The organism is Senegalia sp. (in: firmicutes) (assembly GCF_052088025.1).
Taxonomy (GTDB): Bacteria; Bacillota; Clostridia; order Tissierellales; family SIT17; genus Anaeromonas.
Window position 1 is genome coordinate 73,649 of the sequence record NZ_JBQCYD010000003.1, and the last position, 18,392, is coordinate 92,040.

The following is an 18,392-nucleotide window of genomic DNA, read 5'->3' on the forward strand; positions in this document are numbered from 1 at the left end:
TCCATATTTTTCGTGTTTTTAAGCTTTATAAAAAGAATTATATCCTTTATAAGTCATATATACATCTGCCTTACTTACTATTTCATAAGGAGCATGCATACTTAGTACTGGTACTCCACAATCTACTACTTCCATACCATATTTTGATAACATGTAGGCGATAGTACCTCCACCACCTTGATCTACTTTTCCAAGCTCTCCCATTTGCCAAATGATATTATTTTTATTAAATATATTTCTTATCTCAGATATATATTCTGCATTTGCATCATTACTTCCACCTTTTCCACGTGCACCTGTATATTTAACTAATGTTATACCTTTACCCATAAAAGATGCATTTTTCTTATCTAATACTTCTGGAAAATTTGGATCAAAAGCTGCAGCCACATCTGCTGATAGAACTTTTGAATTTAATAATGCTCTTTTAACTAATAATTCGCTATAGTTTTCTGTTATTAGAGATATTACTTCAGATGTAATGTTTTCAAAGAATAAAGAATCCATTCCTGTATTACCTACACTTCCTATCTCTTCTTTATCTGCAAATAACGCAACAGCTGTTTTCTTAGGGCTATCTATATCTAAAATAGCACGCAAGGAAGTGTATGCACAAACTCTATCATCTTGTCCATATGCTGCTATAAGACTTCTATCTATTCCTAAATCACGAGCTTTGCCAGCAGGTACTGCTTGGAATTCTGCTGTTGTGAAATCTTCTTCTGTAATATCATATTTTTCATTTAATATCTTTAGGATATTTAATTTAATTTTATCACTTAAATCCTTTTCATTATATGGAATACTTCCTATGATAATATTAAGTCCTTCACCTGTTATTCCTTCAGCTAATTTTTTAGCCATTTGGTCTTTTGCCAAATGAGGTAACAAATCTGATATCATAAATATAGGGTCATTTTCATCTTCTCCTATAGATATATTCATTTTTTCCCCATTACTCTTTACAACTACTCCATGCAAGGCAAGGGGTAGAGCTACCCATTGATATTTCTTTATTCCACCATAATAATGTGTTTTAAGCATTGCTAGTTCTGAATCTTCATATAGGGGGAATTGTTTTAAATCTATTCTAGGAGCATCTAAATGAGAGCCTATTATATTCATTCCCTTTTTAATATCAGAACTACCAATTACATACATAACTACAGATTTATTTTTATTATTAGCATAAATTTTTTGTCCTGGCTTTAATTTTTGATTCTTTTCTATAAGCTTGTCTAAATTTTCATATCCATTTTTTTCAGCTATTCTTATAATCTCATCAGTTGCAAGTCTTTCTGTTTTAGCTATATCTAAAAATTCTTTATAGTCATCATTAAAGTTAAATATAGTTTCATTTTCACCTTCATTAATGTTTTCCCACACATTCTCCCACTTATGTGTTAATTTTTCTTGTAACTGTTTTCCTTTTGTCTTTTCTGCCATTTTAACTCCTCCATTTTATATTACTTTATTTTTGATCTAAATTCTTTTTATATTATTTTTAAATGCAAATATAGCAGCTTGTATCCTATCTGTAACATTTAATTTTTTAAATATGTTTGAAACATGATTTTTGACTGTTTTTTCACTTATGCACAGTCTTTCACCAATTTCTCTATTATTCAAACCTTCTGCAATAAGCTTTATTACATCAAATTCTCTTTTTGTTAAAGATTCCTTCTTCAGATTTTCATTATATTCATCTTCAGTTTTATATCCTTTAATAAGTAAAGTAGTAAGACTTTGTTGAATATAAATTTTACCATCATTTACTTCTTTTATGGCTGTTACTAAAGTATCTGAATCCGCATCTTTAAGTACATATCCATCTGCACCTATTTTTATTGTTTCCTCTAAATATTCCTTATCATCATGTATAGTTAATATTATTATTTTTGATTTTATACCAGATTCTTTTAGACGTCTTAATGCTTCTATTCCATTTATTTTAGGCATATTAATATCAAGTAATATAACATCTGGTGCTTTTTCTATCCCCTTTTTTATTGCTTCATTTCCATCAGATGCTTGTCCTATAACTACAAGTTCATCATCCAATTCTAAAATTTGCTTTAATCCTTGTCTCATCAAACAATGATCATCTGCTATCATTATTGAAACCTTGCTCATGAGATTCATCCTCTCTCTCCATTGGAAATGTCAATGTGATTTTTGTGCCTTTAGATATATCAGATTTTATCTCTAATATTCCATCTAATAATTTAGCTCTTTCCTTTATTCCTATAATTCCATATCCACTGTCCATACTTTCATCACTATTATTTAATTCATTCATATCAAAGCCCTTGCCATTATCTTTTATAACTAGATTAAATCTTTTTTTGTTTGCTTCAATTAAAATAACTACTCTTTTTGCATGGGAATGTTTCTTTATATTATTTAATGATTCTTGTATTATTCTAAATACAGTAAGATTTCTATATATATCTAAATTTGCTTCAATAGATAATATTTTTACATTAACTTCAATTCCTGTCTCTTCATAGAAAAAATCTGCATACCTTTTTATAGTTGGTATAAGTCCTAAATCATCTAAACTCATAGGTCTTAAATCATAGATTATTTTCCTTACATCCTTTAAGCTTGATCTTAAAATCACTTTTAAATCTTTTAATTCTTCTATAGCTTTAATTGGATCTTTTTTTATCATTTTTTCAGTTAACTCTGTTTTTAAAATTACATTTGCAAGTGTTTGTGCTGGCCCATCATGTACATCCCTTGCAACTCTTCTTCTTTCTTCTTCTTGAGCCTTTATAATTTTAATACCTACTAATTGATTTTTACTTAGATTATCTACTGTTTCTGTAACCTTATCAGAATTTTTACTTAAATATTTTAAAGCTACACCAATTTGAGAGACTACCTTTTCTGCTTTTTCAAGATTAATATAATTGTTTTTTAATTTAATTTCTAAATTATTTCTTTCAAGTATAAGGTTTTTTTCTTCTTTTCTTTGAAGTACAAGACTTACTCTATATTCATTTGCAATATTATATGCTTTTCTAATATCAGCTTCACTATATTTTTCAAAGTTTTTACTGACTAAGGCAAGCTTATTTCTAGCCTTTTTTTCTTTTATTTCTAGTTGATCAATATCCTTGATCATTTTTTTTATAGTGATTTTCAGATTTTCTATTTGTTCTTTTAACTTTTCACATTCTGTTCTAATGCTTTCAGATATATCAAATACTTCTCTTTTGCCTTCTTCAATTGAATCTATTGTTTTATTAAGTATTTCAGTTATTTTTTTTCCAGTCAATAATTCTTCCAGTGAAACCACCTCTAACGAGTTTTATTAAATTTGAAGTTCATTAATCTTTTCTTTTTCATTATCTGTTAATACTTTTTCTAAATCAATTATTAGTATTAATCTATCATCCTTCTTACCTACAGAAGTAATATACTTTGAATCTATTCCTGTAACTAATTCTGGTGCTTTTTCTATATCAGATTCATCTAATCTTATAGTTTGAGATGCTTCATCTACTACAAATCCAATTTGTTTGTCATTTATATTTATTATTATAACTCTAGTATTTTTGTTAATTAATAAATTATTTAAGTTAAACCTCTTTTTTAAATTTACTATAGGGATAACTTCCCCTCTGTAATTAATTATTCCTTCAATGAAGTTTGGCGCATTTGGTACCTTTACAGGTTCTTTATATATACCAATTTCTTTCACATTAATAATATCTATCCCATACTCTTCCTCATCTAACTTAAATATTACAAATTGTTTTTCAGCCATTTATTAACCCCCATAAGATTATATTATATTATATTTTATTATATATAAATTAAGAGACTAAGAGTTTTCTTAGTCCACTATTTCAATTGAATCTAACTGACTCCTAAAGTTTTTTCTAAAAGATTTTAAATATTCTTCTCTTAGTTTTTTTTGTTCTTCTTTTTCTTTGATTGAAAGATTAGATTCTTTTGATTTTTTTGCTAGTTCATTTATTCTTTTTATTTTTTCTCTAGATAACATGTAGACACTCCTTTAAAAACTTACCTTTAGTTTATTCCTTATCTTTATATTTTTCAAGCTCAATTTTTTTTGAACTATCTCTCTTTTGAATTTGATAAGGTAGTTTTATATGCTTCTCTTCACTAACTTCTTTAGATAAATCTTTGATTATTCTTCTTATAGCAACAGCTCCCATATCATAAAAAGGCTCTTTAATTGTGGTCAGTTTAGGCCTTATAAGTGAAGCTATAGGAATATCTCCAAAACCTACTACTGATATATCTTCAGGCGTATTTATTTTATTGTCATAGCAATAATTTAAAGCTCCTAAGGCAATTTTATCATTACTACAAAATAATGCAGTTAAAGCATGGTCTAAAACTGAATTATCTAATGCATCATAGCCTTCATGTATATTTAATCCCTTAGTTTTATAGATAAAAGAAGGATCAAGCCCCGTCTCTTCCATAGCTCTAATATATCCATTTAATTTTTCATATTGTGTAGAATCCTCATCTTCTAAATAACCCACAAATCCTATCTTTCTATGACCTAAAGATATAAGATATTTGGTCATTTCATAAGATGCAAAATGATAGTCAATGCTTACTGTAGGATACTTAGTTGATTTAGAATATCTACTTAAATAAACAAAAGGTATATCATATTGGTCTATTTCTTTATCTACTTCTTCATCTATGGTAGAAGATATAAGTATCATTCCCTCTACTTGCTTCCTATTTAAAAGCTGAATATATTTAAGTTCAGCCTCTTTATCTCCATAGGTACTACAAAGTAAAATATCATAATTATACATCTTACCTATTTCTTCTATACCTCTTACCATATCTGCAACATATGAATCTGCTAAATCAGTTACAATAACTCCTATTAAATATGATTTTTTTGTAACTAAAGTCCTTGCTATCTCATTAGGTTTATATCCTATTTCTTCAATTACTTCTAAAACTTTTCTTTTAACTTCTTTACTTACAGGCTTTGAATCATTTATCACTCTAGAAACCGTTGATATTGATACCCCAGAAAGCCTGGCTACATCTTTTATTGTTACTGCCATAATAATCACCTCTAATTTTTTTATAAAAATTGTTTTTATAAAACTGGGATAATATTTGATAATATATTTACAAAATTATATGAATTATAATCAAATTCTTTTTCTTTTATTGGAACAGATAATTTGATTATACCTTTTAATTCACCATTTGAAATCATTGGAACTATAATATTAGATTTCCAGTTTGGATTTAATGTTATAGTATCTATATCATCAGTTTGTTCCCAATCTATGAAATATCTACCCATTTTACTTTTAATTATATTTTTTATTGGATCTGTATTTATTTTATTATCTACCCATTTATTGACAAACCTCTCACGAGTATAAATGTTTTTTATTTCTTCTTCATTATTTACTTCTATTAACGAACCTTCTTCTGCCTCTGTGGTTTCTATAAGTCTACCAAGCATTAGAAAATATTTATCTATTTTGGGCATATCTTCTTTAACTAAACCTATTATCTCTGTCATTGTCAATACTATCCTATGATCATGAACTATATCTCCTGTAATTATTCCCGCTAATTTATTAATAGTTTTTGCTGACTTTAATAATGTCTTATCCCAAATTACAGTATTATTTCTATTATTACTTTTAGCATTATACAATGCCTTATCTGCATTTTCTATTATTTCTTCTTTAAACTGACCATCTTCAGGATAAGCAGATACTCCTATACTAACTGTAATATCACCTGGATTATTTAAAAGACTATTACTACATATAATCTTCCTTAGTTTTTCTGCTACTAAATATCCATTTTCCTTACTTGTTGATGGAAGTATTACTATAAATTCTTCTCCACCATACCTTGCTATTATATCAGTATTTCTAAGATTTTCTTTTAAAATATTACCTATCTTTGAAAGTATAACATCCCCCGTTGGATGACCATAGGTATCATTAACATTTTTAAATCTATCAATATCTAGCATTAATAATGAAAATATTGAATTTTCTTTTCTACATTTATTGTATAGCTCATCATATACAGTTTCCATATATTTTCTAGTATATACATTCGTAAGCTTATCTATAGAAGAAAGCACTTTGAAATAGTAATTATCTATATTAAGTATTATTAAATTAATTAATTTTTTTAATTCAAAAAAGTTTTTACCATTAAACTTATTAAATAGTTTGTCTGTATCCAAATAAATGTAACCTTTTATTTTCTTATAATTATTTTTATAATTTCTTCTTTCCTTTATTTCATCTATAGAATGATGTTTACTACTATAAATAGGTAAAAATATCATAGAAGTAATGTTTTGTGGCAATTTTTCATCTTTAAAAGTTTTTATAACACCTTTTTTTTGAGTTTGAAATAATTTTTTTATATTTCTTTTCACTTCATCATTTTTTTCTATACCATTTGACATTATAGTATCAAATTCATCTTTTGATTCATCATATAAACCTACTATAGCCCTGGTTGCTAATACTTCTTTCATAGCATATCTCATAATCAAATCAATGTTTTTCAAATAATTAGTCCCTAAATTATATACTAAATCTCCTACACAATTTATATTCATAATTAAAGGATCATTGTATTGATTTGATACAATCTTCAAAAATCTTTCATTTGAAAATAAATTTTGATATTTATCAATATCAAAGTAGCAATCATAATCTATAAAATCTTCTTTTACATTTTCAGGCTGACCATTTATAACTTTTTTTATTATATCTAACCTATTTATAACTTCATTTACATGGAAGCTTTTTGAAATATTCATTTTTATATCTTTTTCATTAAATTTTGATATTAACTTATATACAGATTCTATAAAAACAACATAATAATTAGCAGCAATATTATATTCTTTTCTTTCAAAATATTTTTTTGCAATTATATTACTATACATTATTTCTAAAAAAAACATTTTGTGCTTTTGAATTTTTTTGTATTCATTTTCAATCAATTCTAAATTATCATTTAAGCTACTTTCAAGTACTATTTTAATACTTTTAACTAAGTTGCTATCATTTTTATCTCTAAATTTATCTAATATTTCAAGAATTATCTGAGATATATGAAGATCATCTTTTAAAATAGTATTCATACTAAAGATTAATAAATAATATTTATTAATGAATTTTAAATCATTAATTTTATAATAATTATTTAGATTATAAACTTCATTAATATCAAAATCTTCATCTTTAATATACTTTATTATTATTTCCATAGTTATTGCTATTATATGGTTTTTATCATTAATTCCTTTATATTTATTTTTAATTTCTTTTGTTATTTTTAGAACTTTTTCATAATCAGCTATTACATAATAAAACAACATTGATGTCTCTAAATATTTATCAACTTCATCTATGATAATAAGACCTTTATCATAGATTTTATTTAATTCTTCCATATAAACCTTTAATTTATCCAGTTCACCAGTTTCTAAATATATACGTGCTAAATTAAGATATGCAGAAGATACTAAAGACTTTTCATCAATATCAAATGCAATATCGAGTAATCTTTCAGTATGTTTTTTTGCTAAATCATATTTATTTTCATACAAATATACTTCAGATATGTTAGCATAAAAATAAGCAATATTAATCATAGAATTATGTTTTTTGGATATGTTTAATCCCTTTTGAAAATAGCTCATAGCTTTATTTGTATCATTGTAATGTTCGCTATAAATAAGACCTAGATTGTTTATAGGTTTGGTTATTTCTAAGGTGTTTTTAGATTTTTCATAATAAGATATACTTTTTTTATAATATCGTTTTGAATCTTCTAAATCTCCTAATAAATAGGTTGAGATTCCTAATTGATTAAATAATTCAGCAGCACTATTATAATTATTGTTTTTTATAGCTATCTTTAAATATTTCAAACTTCTTTTAAAAACATCATTGTTATTGCCACCATAATAATTTATTTTATTTAGTAATATAACTGAGTTTAGTAAGCCATCTACATAGTTAATATTTTTAGCAAGTTTTTTGGATTTTAGAGCTATTTCTAAAGCTTTGTCATTTTCTGTGATTCTATTATATAAATCACTCAATAAATTTTTAATATCAACAATTGTTTCAAATTTTTTTAAATTATATGACACATTTAATGCTTTTTTATAACATCTTATAGCTCTACTTTTTTCACCTTCTTCATCATAAAGCTTAGCTAAATTAATATATATTTCAATATTATATTCAGAAGGTTCTATATAATTTAAACAATTTTTAGACATCTTCCATATTTCTATAGATTGTTTGTTTATATTTAATTGTTGCATAGTCTTTGCAAAATTAATACAATAATAGATTGCTTTTTTATATTGATTGGACACCTTTAAATGATAAATTAACTCTTCTATATTATTTCTATCTTCCTTTTCATATATTTCTTCTAATATATTAGATGCTTTTTTATGTAATTTTATTCTATTCTCTTCATTTAAATTATAATAAATATAATTTTTTATTTGAGTATTATAAATATTATAAGTATAGCCCCAATCTTCAAGCTTTTCTTCTAATAGCTTCATTGAAACTAATCTCTCCATAACCCTATCTACCCATTCAAGCTCAATTTCTTCAGACATTTTATTTATAATGTTTTTAGAAATAGAGGTATTAAATATAGCTATATTTTCTAATATATTATATATGTAAAGAGGTAGTAACCTTAATTGATTTTCTATTACTTCTGTTATATTAGTAGGAATATAGATTTTAGAATAACTTCCAGCTTTATAGTCCCAAACACCATCTTCATTTATAAAGAGCTCTTTTCTTACAAAGAGGTTTTTTATGATTTCTTCTATATATCTTGGATTTCCATCAGTTTCTTTGTAGAGAAATGTAGAAAAATTCATAGCTTTTTTATTCATACCTAGGATGTTTTTTATTAATAAGGATGTTTCTTCTAAATTAAATTTTAATAGTTTAAAAGAAGCACTTCTCTTATTAAAACTCCAATTTTCTATATGATTTAATTTATTTTTAATTAAATCATTGCGATTATAGCTCATTATTATTGTTATAGGTTTATCTTTAATATTATTTATCATATAATTTATAATATTAAAGATATCCTCATCAGCATTTTCAAGATTATCAAATATTATATACTTATGCTTATTTGATAGCTCAAAAATATAATTTGTTATTCTATCATATAACCTTAGTTTTTCTTTTTCTTTACTTAAAGAATCTGAAGAAGAAATATTATATGAATCTTTTAATATTGGTAAAACTTTTACTAGTTCCTGTCCATATTTATCTAATAAAGTATCCCCGTATTTTTTTATCATAGATTTTAATACTTGACTTATTGGGATGAGATTTCCAGACTTGTCTTTTACTATTTTAACTTTATATGTTTCTATATTTTTTAAATCAAGTCTATATTCTATTTCAGATAAAAGCCTAGTTTTACCAGATCCTTCTTCTCCACTTATAAGTATAATTTTCTTTTCAGAATTATTTTGTTTTATTTTTTTATTGTTTTCCATGATATAATTTATTTCATTATCTCTTGCGATTATTGGATTGTTAAAATTTAATATTTCTCTTGTATCTTTTAGATGATTATTATATTCTGTTTCATCAAAATCACCTATATCTTTTAAAATACTTTTAAAATCTTTGTATATTATATTTATATCATTACTTAATAATTTAGTTTTAATAAAGTTTAATTTATCATAAGTATTATGTACATCTTGATTGTTATAAATATCATCACTAATCAAATATTCTAAAATATTACCAAGAGTATAAATATATTCATAATTAGGTAAAAGGTTAGGATTCTTAATCATTTCATGAGTTCTTGTAAAATCAAAATATGTACTATATTTATTTGTAACTAAATCAAATGTAATAGAGGCTAAATCTTTTATTTTAAAATTGATATTTTCTCCCTTACTTATTAAAATATTGTTAGGATGAATGTATTCTTTGCTTATACCCCTATAATATATATAATCTGTTATACTGCATAATTGTTTGAATATTTTCATTATTTCTAAGGAATCTATCTTTTTATCGAAATTTACTAAAGTAGTTCCATCAAAAAATTCAGTTGTATAAAAATATTTATTTTCTTTTACTTCTTTATTATCAACTGAATTTATAATTGAGAAATTATGGTCTTTTAATATAAATTGATTATTTATAGTTGAAAAATATATGAAATTTTTAATGAAATGTTCTTTTATTTTTTCTACATCATTTATAATTTTAAGAAATACTATATTATTTGAGTTTATTAAATCTATAGCTTTATAGGTAATTTCTCGATTATTTTCTTTATAAACATTAAGAATTTTATATCTTTTATTTACTATCTCCATAATTTCCCTCCTAGCATCTACTTCATTACTTCATATAATTTAATTAGATTTTCTGAAAGTGCTTGTTTTTCTTTTGTACTAAATGTTTCAAGTACTTCTGAAAGATAAGCCTTTCTTCTATTTAAAACATCCTCTACTATTTTACTTCCCTTATCTTCAACTTTAATTCTTACAACTCTTCTATCCTTTTGATCTTTAAATCTCGTCACTAAGTTATTTTTTTCCATTCTATCTATTAGATCAGTTATAGTACTACAAGCTAGGCTCATTTCATTACTTAACTCACCTATTGTTAGATTTCCTTTAGAGATTATTCTTTGAAGAGCTATAAATTGAGGTGCAGTAATATAGCTATCTTTTAATATTTCTCTTCCCTTTTTTCTTATAATATAATCTATTTGTCTTAAACTTTTTTCTATATCAGTAACTACATCCATAATCAATCTCCAATCTAAATAATATAATAATTGACTAATTTATTTTTTTATAAATATGGGTAATATATTACGTCTGATTTTTATATTTACAGGCAATTCTCCTGCATATTCTCCATCTATATCAACATGAACTTCTTTTTGAGACACATTTTCTATAGTTATATCTTTGGTTTTAAAATACTCAACTCTTGGATGATTTACATGTTCACCTGTATATATCTTTAAAAATATTGAAACTATATCTTGAAAATCTGCCTTTTTAATTATCACACAATCTAATAATCCATCCTGTACTTCAGCTGTAGGAGATAGTTTTTTAAAACCACCTACAGATTTTCCATTAGATATTACAAAGAGTAAAACATCCTCTTCTTCACTATATTCTTCAGATGTAATTTTAAGTCTTATAGTTTCAAATTTTTGTTTTGGTATTTCTTTTATACCTTCAAAATAATATGCCATCCTACCTAAAACTGTTTTGTTTTCTATGGGAACTGTATGAGCTACATTTGTAAGAAGTCCTCCGGTTGCTACATTTATAAAATACGATTCATTACAAAGCCCCATATCAACATATTCAATATCCCAAGCTTCTATCATCTCCACAAACTCGACACGCGTCTTAGGTATCTCCATATAAGTTGCAAAATCATTTACTGTACCACCTGCAAGTATTGCAATTGGAATTCTTCTTTTACTTTTGGCTACTCCAGATGCTACTTCGTTAATGGTTCCATCTCCACCACATGCTATTATTGCATCCCAATCTTCCTTGCAAGTCTTCATGGCTTCATTTTCAGCATCATCTTTTTTTTCAGTAGCATATTTTCCTACTATATAACCTAAATCAAGTAGACTTATTATAATTTCATCTATTCTTCTTTGAATTACTTGTCTTCCTGAAGAAGGATTATATATTACTTTTATTTTTTTCATCATTACTTCCTCCTGATAACTATATTGTATTCACTTAACATATAGTTATTATAACTTTTAAACTAATATAGTCAATAACATTATATCATTAATTTGAATGTAAAAAAACAAATAAGGAAAATTCCTTATTTGTTTTCTTCTTTCATCTTTTTAAGTATTGCCTGAAGTCTTTTAGCTTGCATACCAGTTTCTTCTGCAAACATTTTAAAAGTTTCACCTATTTCAACATCTCTAATGTTTTTAGAATAGGATTCATAATCCCTTATCATTTCTTGTGCATCTAATAGTTTCTTTTTCACAATATCTTTTTCATTCATCTCCAATTTTATATCACCTCCTACAATATATCATTTTCTATTTTGCTTGTTATTATGTATAATAAATTTCAAGATAACTTTTTAATTTATTTTAAAAGGGTATAATATTTAGTGATGCGAAACTTTGAATGGAGGTTGACTTTATGAAACATTTTAAAACGTTGAAAAATTTTCTCTTAAAACATAAAAAGAGATATATCTTAGGTATAATGTGGTTGCTCATTGTAGATATATTACAATTAGTATTTCCCCAAATATTAAAAGCTATAACTGATTCATTGCAATCTAATGAATTGTCTTTAAGAGAATTATTAAATTATTCTTTACTAATTATATTGTTAGGTCTTGGTACGGGTCTAGGAAGATATTTTTGGAGAATTTACATACAAACTACCGCAAGAAAGGCTGAATATTACTTGAGAAATAGATTGTTTTCTCATTTGCAATCTCTTTCTCCTGATTATTTCAATACCCATAAAACTGGAGATTTAATGGCACATGCTACTAATGATATCAATGCTGTAAGAACTGCCTTAGGTCCTGGAGTTGTAATGATAATTGATTCGCTTTTTATAACAATAGCTACCTTGATAATGATGATTCGAACAACTAATATCTACTTAGTAATAATAGCACTATTTCCTCTTCCATTTTTAGCTTTTACAGTACAAAAGATGGGAAAGGTAATCCATACAAGATTTAGAACAGTTCAAGAAACCTTTTCTGATCTTTCTGATAGGGCCCAAGAAAATTTTGCTGGAGTAAGAGTAGTCAAATCATTTGTTCAAGAAGATGAAGAAATAAATAAATTTTCTAAGGTTAACCAAAATAATTTTGAGGAAAATATGAATTTAATAAAAATTTCTGGATTATTAAGACCTTTAATTCAATTTTTATCTGGAATAAGCTTCTTAATAGTTATATGGTATGGTGGTATGTTAGTAATTAGAGATGAGATTTCTCTAGGTGATTTTGTAGCCTTTAATAGTTATCTATCACTTTTAGTTTGGCCTATGATGGCCATAGGTTGGGTTATTAATATACTTCAACGTGGTTCTGCTTCTATGGAACGTATAAACAATATTTTATATGAAGAGGCAAGCATTGTAGATTCAGCAGAAACTAATAATGATATTAGTAGTATTCACGGTAATATCCAATTTAAAAATGTTTATTTTAAATATGAAAATAGTTCAGATTATGCTTTAAAGGATATAAATATTGATATAAAACAAGGAACTAGCTTAGGTATAGTAGGAAGAACTGGAAGTGGTAAAACAACCCTTGTAGATTTACTTTTAAGATTACATGATATAGATAAAGGTGAGATTTTAATTGATGGTATGAAAATAAAAAAACTCCCACTAAAAGTGCTTAGAGAAAATATTGGTTATGTTCCTCAAGATAATTTTCTTTTTTCAAATACTGTAGCTGAAAATATCTCATTTGCTTTTGATCATGATATAGATAAAGAAAAAGTATATGATGCTGCAAAAAAATCAGAAGTATATGATAATATAATTGAATTTCCAAAAGGATTTGATACATCTCTAGGAGAAAGAGGAGTTACTATGTCTGGAGGCCAAAGACAAAGAACTGCACTTTCTCGTGCAATAGTTAAAAATCCTAACATATTAATATTAGATGATAGTCTCTCTGCAGTAGATACTCAAACTGAAGAGCGCATACTTAAAAATTTAGATGATATGATGACTAATAGAACAAACATTATAATTGCCCATAGGATTTCTACAATTAAAAATTCTGATCACATCATAGTGCTAGATGAAGGGGAAATAGTAGAACAGGGCACACATAATGAATTACTAGCAAATGATGGTATTTATAATGACATTTATAAAAAACAATTATTAGAAGAAAAGATTAAGAATATATAAGGAGGGTTCAATTTGGAAAATATACATGAAGAAGAAAAATTAGCTAAATCTTATGACTCTAAATTAATGCTAAGATTATTATCCTATGCAAAACCATATTGGAAGTATTTAGCTATTTCTATAATTTTATTAATATTTGTTACCTTAGCTGATTTAGCTCGTCCTTATATAATCAAAATAGCTATTGATAACAATATCTCCGCAGTAAATGAGCCCATGTATGTTTATAACTTAAATTCTTCACCTATAGATGGTATTGAATTTAATGGAAAAGAATATGTCAGAAAATCACGATTTGAAGATGAAAGTTTACAGTCTAATCAAAGTATATCTACCTTAGTTAAAGATAATGGAACTTATTACTTAGTAAATGGTGATATCAAATCTGATTTTGATAATATAGAAATAATTGGCCAAGGCAATAATCCAACCATTAAGATAAATGAAACTACTTATAACTCAAGATCTTTAAGTGATGAAGAATACAAAGAATTTAGAGAAGAAGATATTTCAGAACTTAATAATTTAGGGCTTATATATTTAGCTATAATAGTTTTAGGTTTTATATTTAATTATCTCCAAGTTTATATATTAAATTATGCTGGTAAAAAAATTATATATAATATCAGAAATGAAGTTTTTACTAATATTCAAAAAATGTCACTTAGCTTTTTTGATAATAATCCTGTAGGAAGGCTTGTTACAAGAGTAGTTAATGATACTGAAAAATTAAATGAAATGTATACAGAAGTACTCATAAGTTTTTTAAAAGATATATTTATGCTTATAGGTATAGTTGTAATAATGATTCAAATGGATTTAAAATTAGCTCTTATGAGTTTTACTGTTGTTCCTTTTATTTTAATAGCTTCTATAATATTTAGAATTCAAATTAGAAAAGTCTATAGACTTGTAAGGGTTAGACTTGCAAAAATAAATTCAACATTAAATGAAAATATTACAGGAATGAATACAGTCCACATTTTTGCTAAAGAAAATAAAAAGTTTAAAGAGTTTGATCATATAAATAGTTCTTATTTAGATATTGTAAAAAAAGAAGTTAAAATATTTGCCTTATTTAGACCTTCCATAGAGATTATTCGTTCCCTTGGTATAGCACTTATTGTCTATTATGGTGGAGGTCAAGCTATTTCTGGAGTGATAGAATTTGGTGTGCTATTTGCATTTATAAATTATCTTCAAAGGTTTTTTCAACCTATTATGGAACTTACACAAAAATTCAATATATTACAATCTGCAATGGCATCTTCAGAGAGAATATTTCAATTATTAGATAAAGAAGAAGAAATAAAAAATGATATTAATGCTAAAACACTTAAAAAATTTGAAGGAAAAATAGAGTTTAAAAATGTTTATTTTGCTTATAATGATGATAATTGGGTTTTAAAGGATGTTAATTTTACAATTAACCCTGGAGAAAACATAGCCTTTGTAGGAGCTACGGGTGCTGGTAAGTCTTCTATCATAAACTTAATAAATCGTTTTTATGATATACAAAAGGGAGAAATATTGATTGATGGTATAAATATAAAAACCATAGATAAGTATTCTTTAAGAAGAAGGATAGGCATAGTATTGCAAGATGTGTTTTTGTTTACTGGAGATATAAAAGAAAATATTCGTTTAAATAATGAAAATATTTCATTAAAAGATATAAAAAAAGCTTCAAAGTATGTAAATGCAGATAAATTTATATCAAAATTGCCTAGAGCTTATGATGAAGCAGTCATGGAGAGAGGATCAACTTTATCATCTGGTCAAAGACAGTTGCTAGCCTTTGCAAGAGCACTTGCTTATGATCCAGATATATTGGTTCTAGATGAGGCTACCTCCAATATTGATACTGAGACAGAAGTTTTAATTCAAGATGCTTTAGTAAAACTTATAAAGGGTCGAACTTCTATTGCAGTAGCACATAGACTTTCAACTATTCAACATTCAGATAAAATAATAGTACTTCATAAGGGAGAGGTAAAAGAAGTTGGAAAGCATCAAGAGTTATTAGATAAAGGCGGTATATATTATGATTTATATACTCTTCAATATAAAGAAAGTTTTAATAACTAATATATTAAATAAAAAAAATAAACAATATGGAATAAAATTCCATATTGTTTATTTTTTTTATTATTCATTTTATGTAATCTTTTAGAATAATTATTAATATACAATTCTTTTAAGAGGTGATATATTGAATAAAAAAAATTTTATATATGGAGCTATGATTTTAACATTTGTAAATTTCATTGTGCGTGCAATGGGTTTTGCTTATAAGATAGTTTTATCAAAAATGATTGGTGCTAAAGGAATAGGATTGTTTCAACTTATAAATCCTGTTTTAATGCTCTTTTTAACTTTAACTACTGCTGGGATTCCTATAGCTGTGACAAAACTTGTAGCTAAAGAAGAAGCTAAAAATAATTATTTGGGGAGTAGAAAAATACTTAGAGTTTCCCTTTATATCACTCTTATAATTTCACTCATCTTATCTTTAATCTTGTTTTTAACTGCACCTTATATAAGTAAAAACATATTAAAAAACAAAGAAATATTATCTTTTTTATATTTTTTAATACCAGCAATTCCAATAGTATCAGTATCTTCAGTTACAAGAGCTTATTTTTATGGATTGAAGAAAATGGCTGTATCTGGTTCTTCTCAAATTATTGAGCAGATAGCAAGGATATTATTTGTATTAATAGTCTTGTATCTGTCCTATCCTATAAGCTCTACTTATGGAACTTTTATAGCTATATTAGGTTTAAGTGTTGGAGAACTTTTTGGACTTTTATGGTTGTTTCTAAGTTATAATATATTAAAATTAAGACAGAAAAAAATAGCAATAACTAAAAAAATTCCTACTATAAAAATAGTAAAATCCTTGTTTTTAATTTCATTACCTATAACTTTATCAAGCCTGTTTCACGTACTACTTACCATATCAAATACCATATTAATTCCACGAAGACTTATTATGGCTGGATATACTAGTGAACAAGCAATAGAAATATTTGGAAGAGTTGTGGGAATGGCTATGCCTTTTATTTTCCTACCATTCATATTTACTAGTGCATTGGTTACAAATATAATTCCAAATATTTCAGAACAAATCAGTAGAAATAAAATATCTGAAATTGAAGAAAGCACTAGCTTATGTCTAAAGATTACATTTTTATTGGCTATACCTATAACATTCATATATGCTTTTTATTCCATACAACTAGGAAATTTCATCTATAATGACGAGTTGGTAGGTAGATACTTATCAGCACTTTCATATAGTACTTTGTTTTTATCACTCCACCATACAGCATCAGGTATTTTACATGGATTAGGCAAGCAGGTTAAAGCAAGTATAAATCATTTGATAGGTATGTCTATTCAATTGTCAATTACTTATTTTTTAGTAGCTAATCCTAATTTTAAAATATATGGTTTTTTTATTGCTTTTTTAACTTGCTCAGTTATAATGTGTAGTCTTGATTTTATAGTACTTAAACAAAATATAAATATTAAATTAAATATATTAAATTCTATTATAAAACCTATCTTGTCTTCTTTTATTATGATATATTTTATAAAAATTGGTTTTTATTATATAAATTATTTTAATTTATATAATCCATATACAATACTTTTAAACTATGTAATGTCAGTATTTATTTATTTGTTTTTATTAATAATAAGTAAAAGCTTACCTTTAAATACTTTATTAAAAATAATAAATAAAAATAAACATAATTAAACCCTTAAGCTAAGCTTAAGGGTTTACCCAATGTGCCGTCATTCTCATTAATTCAGACCCGCAACTCTCGCAGGTGGGTGCTCTGCTAATAATTTCTGATGTCCTCTAAGAGGCATACCATACATCACCAGACTCCGAGCTCCCGTATTAAATATGTCGGTTGAATTAAAGAGTTTACACAAACACACCAGGAATGTTTCTTTAAATACATTATACTACAAAGTGAAGGAAAATGAAAGACTAAATTAAAATTTTTATTATTTACTCTGCATCTTTTTTAAGCACTTCTAATAATGTATCTAACTTTTTATTTTGACTCTCATTTAACATAGGTCTTAATTTTTCTAGTTTTTTTATTTTTTTCATGAATTCTTCTTTGTTTTGACCTTCAGAGAGTTTTTTATTCAGATTTATTATTTCAAAATATAACTCATCTTCTGATTTATCGGAATAATTATTTGCTAGATCCTTTAATTTTTCTACATCTTCATCACTTGCATTTACACTAGATTTTAACTTATCTACTAATTTAGAGAGATCTTTTTTTTCACTCAATTTAATTCCTCCTTTATAATATCTATTTTAGCTCGTTGCAGAACTCTACAACTCGCATATTTACTACGTTTATTTACATTG

General features: G+C 25.6%; 14 protein-coding genes and 1 other RNA gene. 3 read left to right on the plus strand and 12 right to left on the minus strand.

Annotated elements, in window-relative coordinates; genetic code table 11:
* Positions 1-18: 18 nt before the first annotated feature.
* The 10 genes from ACTHUW_RS01545 to ACTHUW_RS01590 all read right to left on the minus strand — a co-directional run bounded on the left by ACTHUW_RS01545 (position 19) and on the right by ACTHUW_RS01590 (position 12,092).
* Positions 19-1,446: an aminopeptidase gene (locus tag ACTHUW_RS01545; RefSeq protein ID WP_442197088.1), complete on the minus strand. Its 1,428-nt coding sequence runs from the start codon at positions 1,444-1,446 to the stop codon at positions 19-21.
* A 36-nt stretch (positions 1,447-1,482) separates the two neighbouring features.
* Complete coding sequence (locus tag ACTHUW_RS01550; RefSeq protein ID WP_442198939.1) at positions 1,483-2,142, minus strand: response regulator; 660 nt, start codon at positions 2,140-2,142, stop codon at positions 1,483-1,485.
* The gene (locus ACTHUW_RS01555) at positions 2,102-3,283 is read right to left on the minus strand and encodes a sensor histidine kinase (protein WP_442197087.1); all 1,182 of its coding nucleotides are present in this window, start codon (positions 3,281-3,283) and stop codon (positions 2,102-2,104) included. Before ACTHUW_RS01555 ends, ACTHUW_RS01550 begins: the two co-directional genes overlap by 41 nt.
* Positions 3,284-3,319: 36 nt before the next feature.
* On the minus strand, positions 3,320-3,775 hold the full coding sequence (locus ACTHUW_RS01560) for a chemotaxis protein CheW (protein WP_442197086.1): 456 nt from the start codon (positions 3,773-3,775) through the stop codon (positions 3,320-3,322).
* 69 nt (positions 3,776-3,844) lie between these two features.
* Positions 3,845-4,015 (minus strand): DUF896 domain-containing protein, encoded by a 171-nt coding sequence (locus ACTHUW_RS01565; protein WP_442197085.1) that lies wholly within the window; start codon positions 4,013-4,015, stop codon positions 3,845-3,847.
* A 31-nt stretch (positions 4,016-4,046) separates the two neighbouring features.
* Positions 4,047-5,072, minus strand: coding sequence for a LacI family DNA-binding transcriptional regulator (locus ACTHUW_RS01570; protein WP_442197084.1), 1,026 nt, complete (start codon positions 5,070-5,072; stop codon positions 4,047-4,049).
* A gap of 35 nt (positions 5,073-5,107) precedes the next feature.
* Positions 5,108-10,402, minus strand: a complete 5,295-nt coding sequence (locus ACTHUW_RS01575) for a diguanylate cyclase (RefSeq protein WP_442212340.1) — start codon at positions 10,400-10,402, stop codon at positions 5,108-5,110.
* Between the two features lie 17 nt (positions 10,403-10,419).
* On the minus strand, positions 10,420-10,839 hold the full coding sequence (locus tag ACTHUW_RS01580) for a MarR family winged helix-turn-helix transcriptional regulator (RefSeq protein ID WP_442212342.1): 420 nt from the start codon (positions 10,837-10,839) through the stop codon (positions 10,420-10,422).
* A gap of 39 nt (positions 10,840-10,878) precedes the next feature.
* Positions 10,879-11,775, minus strand: a complete 897-nt coding sequence (locus ACTHUW_RS01585) for a diacylglycerol/lipid kinase family protein (protein ID WP_442198649.1) — start codon at positions 11,773-11,775, stop codon at positions 10,879-10,881.
* A gap of 125 nt (positions 11,776-11,900) precedes the next feature.
* Positions 11,901-12,092, minus strand: coding sequence for a hypothetical protein (locus ACTHUW_RS01590; protein ID WP_442198652.1), 192 nt, complete (start codon positions 12,090-12,092; stop codon positions 11,901-11,903).
* A gap of 143 nt (positions 12,093-12,235) precedes the next feature.
* Between ACTHUW_RS01590 and ACTHUW_RS01595 the strand changes: the two genes are divergently transcribed.
* The 3 genes from ACTHUW_RS01595 to ACTHUW_RS01605 all read left to right on the plus strand — a co-directional run bounded on the left by ACTHUW_RS01595 (position 12,236) and on the right by ACTHUW_RS01605 (position 17,756).
* Positions 12,236-13,990, plus strand: a complete 1,755-nt coding sequence (locus ACTHUW_RS01595; protein ID WP_442212344.1) for an ABC transporter ATP-binding protein — start codon at positions 12,236-12,238, stop codon at positions 13,988-13,990.
* 12 nt (positions 13,991-14,002) lie between these two features.
* Complete coding sequence (locus ACTHUW_RS01600; RefSeq protein WP_442212346.1) at positions 14,003-16,078, plus strand: ABC transporter ATP-binding protein; 2,076 nt, start codon at positions 14,003-14,005, stop codon at positions 16,076-16,078.
* Positions 16,079-16,202: 124 nt separating this feature from the next.
* Complete coding sequence (locus ACTHUW_RS01605; protein WP_442212348.1) at positions 16,203-17,756, plus strand: putative polysaccharide biosynthesis protein; 1,554 nt, start codon at positions 16,203-16,205, stop codon at positions 17,754-17,756.
* 20 nt (positions 17,757-17,776) lie between these two features.
* Here ACTHUW_RS01605 and ssrS read toward each other — a convergent pair.
* Together ssrS and ACTHUW_RS01615 are read right to left on the minus strand one after the other, a co-directional pair.
* Positions 17,777-17,953, minus strand: a non-coding RNA gene (gene ssrS, locus ACTHUW_RS01610) — 6S RNA.
* 64 nt (positions 17,954-18,017) lie between these two features.
* A complete protein-coding gene (locus ACTHUW_RS01615) occupies positions 18,018-18,311 on the minus strand; it encodes a hypothetical protein (protein ID WP_442212351.1) in 294 nt (97 codons plus the stop codon).
* Positions 18,312-18,392: the final 81 nt, after the last annotated feature.

Excerpts from the sequence above, each read along its gene's own strand:
- ACTHUW_RS01545 (WP_442197088.1), bottom strand. The coding sequence starts at position 1,446 with ATGGCAGAAAAGACAAAAGGAAAACAGTTACAAGAAAAATTAACACAT.
- ACTHUW_RS01550 (WP_442198939.1), bottom strand. The coding sequence starts at position 2,142 with ATGAATCTCATGAGCAAGGTTTCAATAATGATAGCAGATGATCATTGT.
- ACTHUW_RS01560 (WP_442197086.1), bottom strand. The coding sequence starts at position 3,775 with ATGGCTGAAAAACAATTTGTAATATTTAAGTTAGATGAGGAAGAGTAT.
- ACTHUW_RS01565 (WP_442197085.1), bottom strand. The coding sequence starts at position 4,015 with ATGTTATCTAGAGAAAAAATAAAAAGAATAAATGAACTAGCAAAAAAA.
- ACTHUW_RS01570 (WP_442197084.1), bottom strand. The coding sequence starts at position 5,072 with ATGGCAGTAACAATAAAAGATGTAGCCAGGCTTTCTGGGGTATCAATA.
- ACTHUW_RS01575 (WP_442212340.1), bottom strand. The coding sequence starts at position 10,402 with ATGGAGATAGTAAATAAAAGATATAAAATTCTTAATGTTTATAAAGAA.
- ACTHUW_RS01580 (WP_442212342.1), bottom strand. The coding sequence starts at position 10,839 with ATGGATGTAGTTACTGATATAGAAAAAAGTTTAAGACAAATAGATTAT.
- ACTHUW_RS01585 (WP_442198649.1), bottom strand. The coding sequence starts at position 11,775 with ATGAAAAAAATAAAAGTAATATATAATCCTTCTTCAGGAAGACAAGTA.
- ACTHUW_RS01590 (WP_442198652.1), bottom strand. The coding sequence starts at position 12,092 with ATGAATGAAAAAGATATTGTGAAAAAGAAACTATTAGATGCACAAGAA.
- ACTHUW_RS01595 (WP_442212344.1), top strand. The coding sequence starts at position 12,236 with ATGAAACATTTTAAAACGTTGAAAAATTTTCTCTTAAAACATAAAAAG.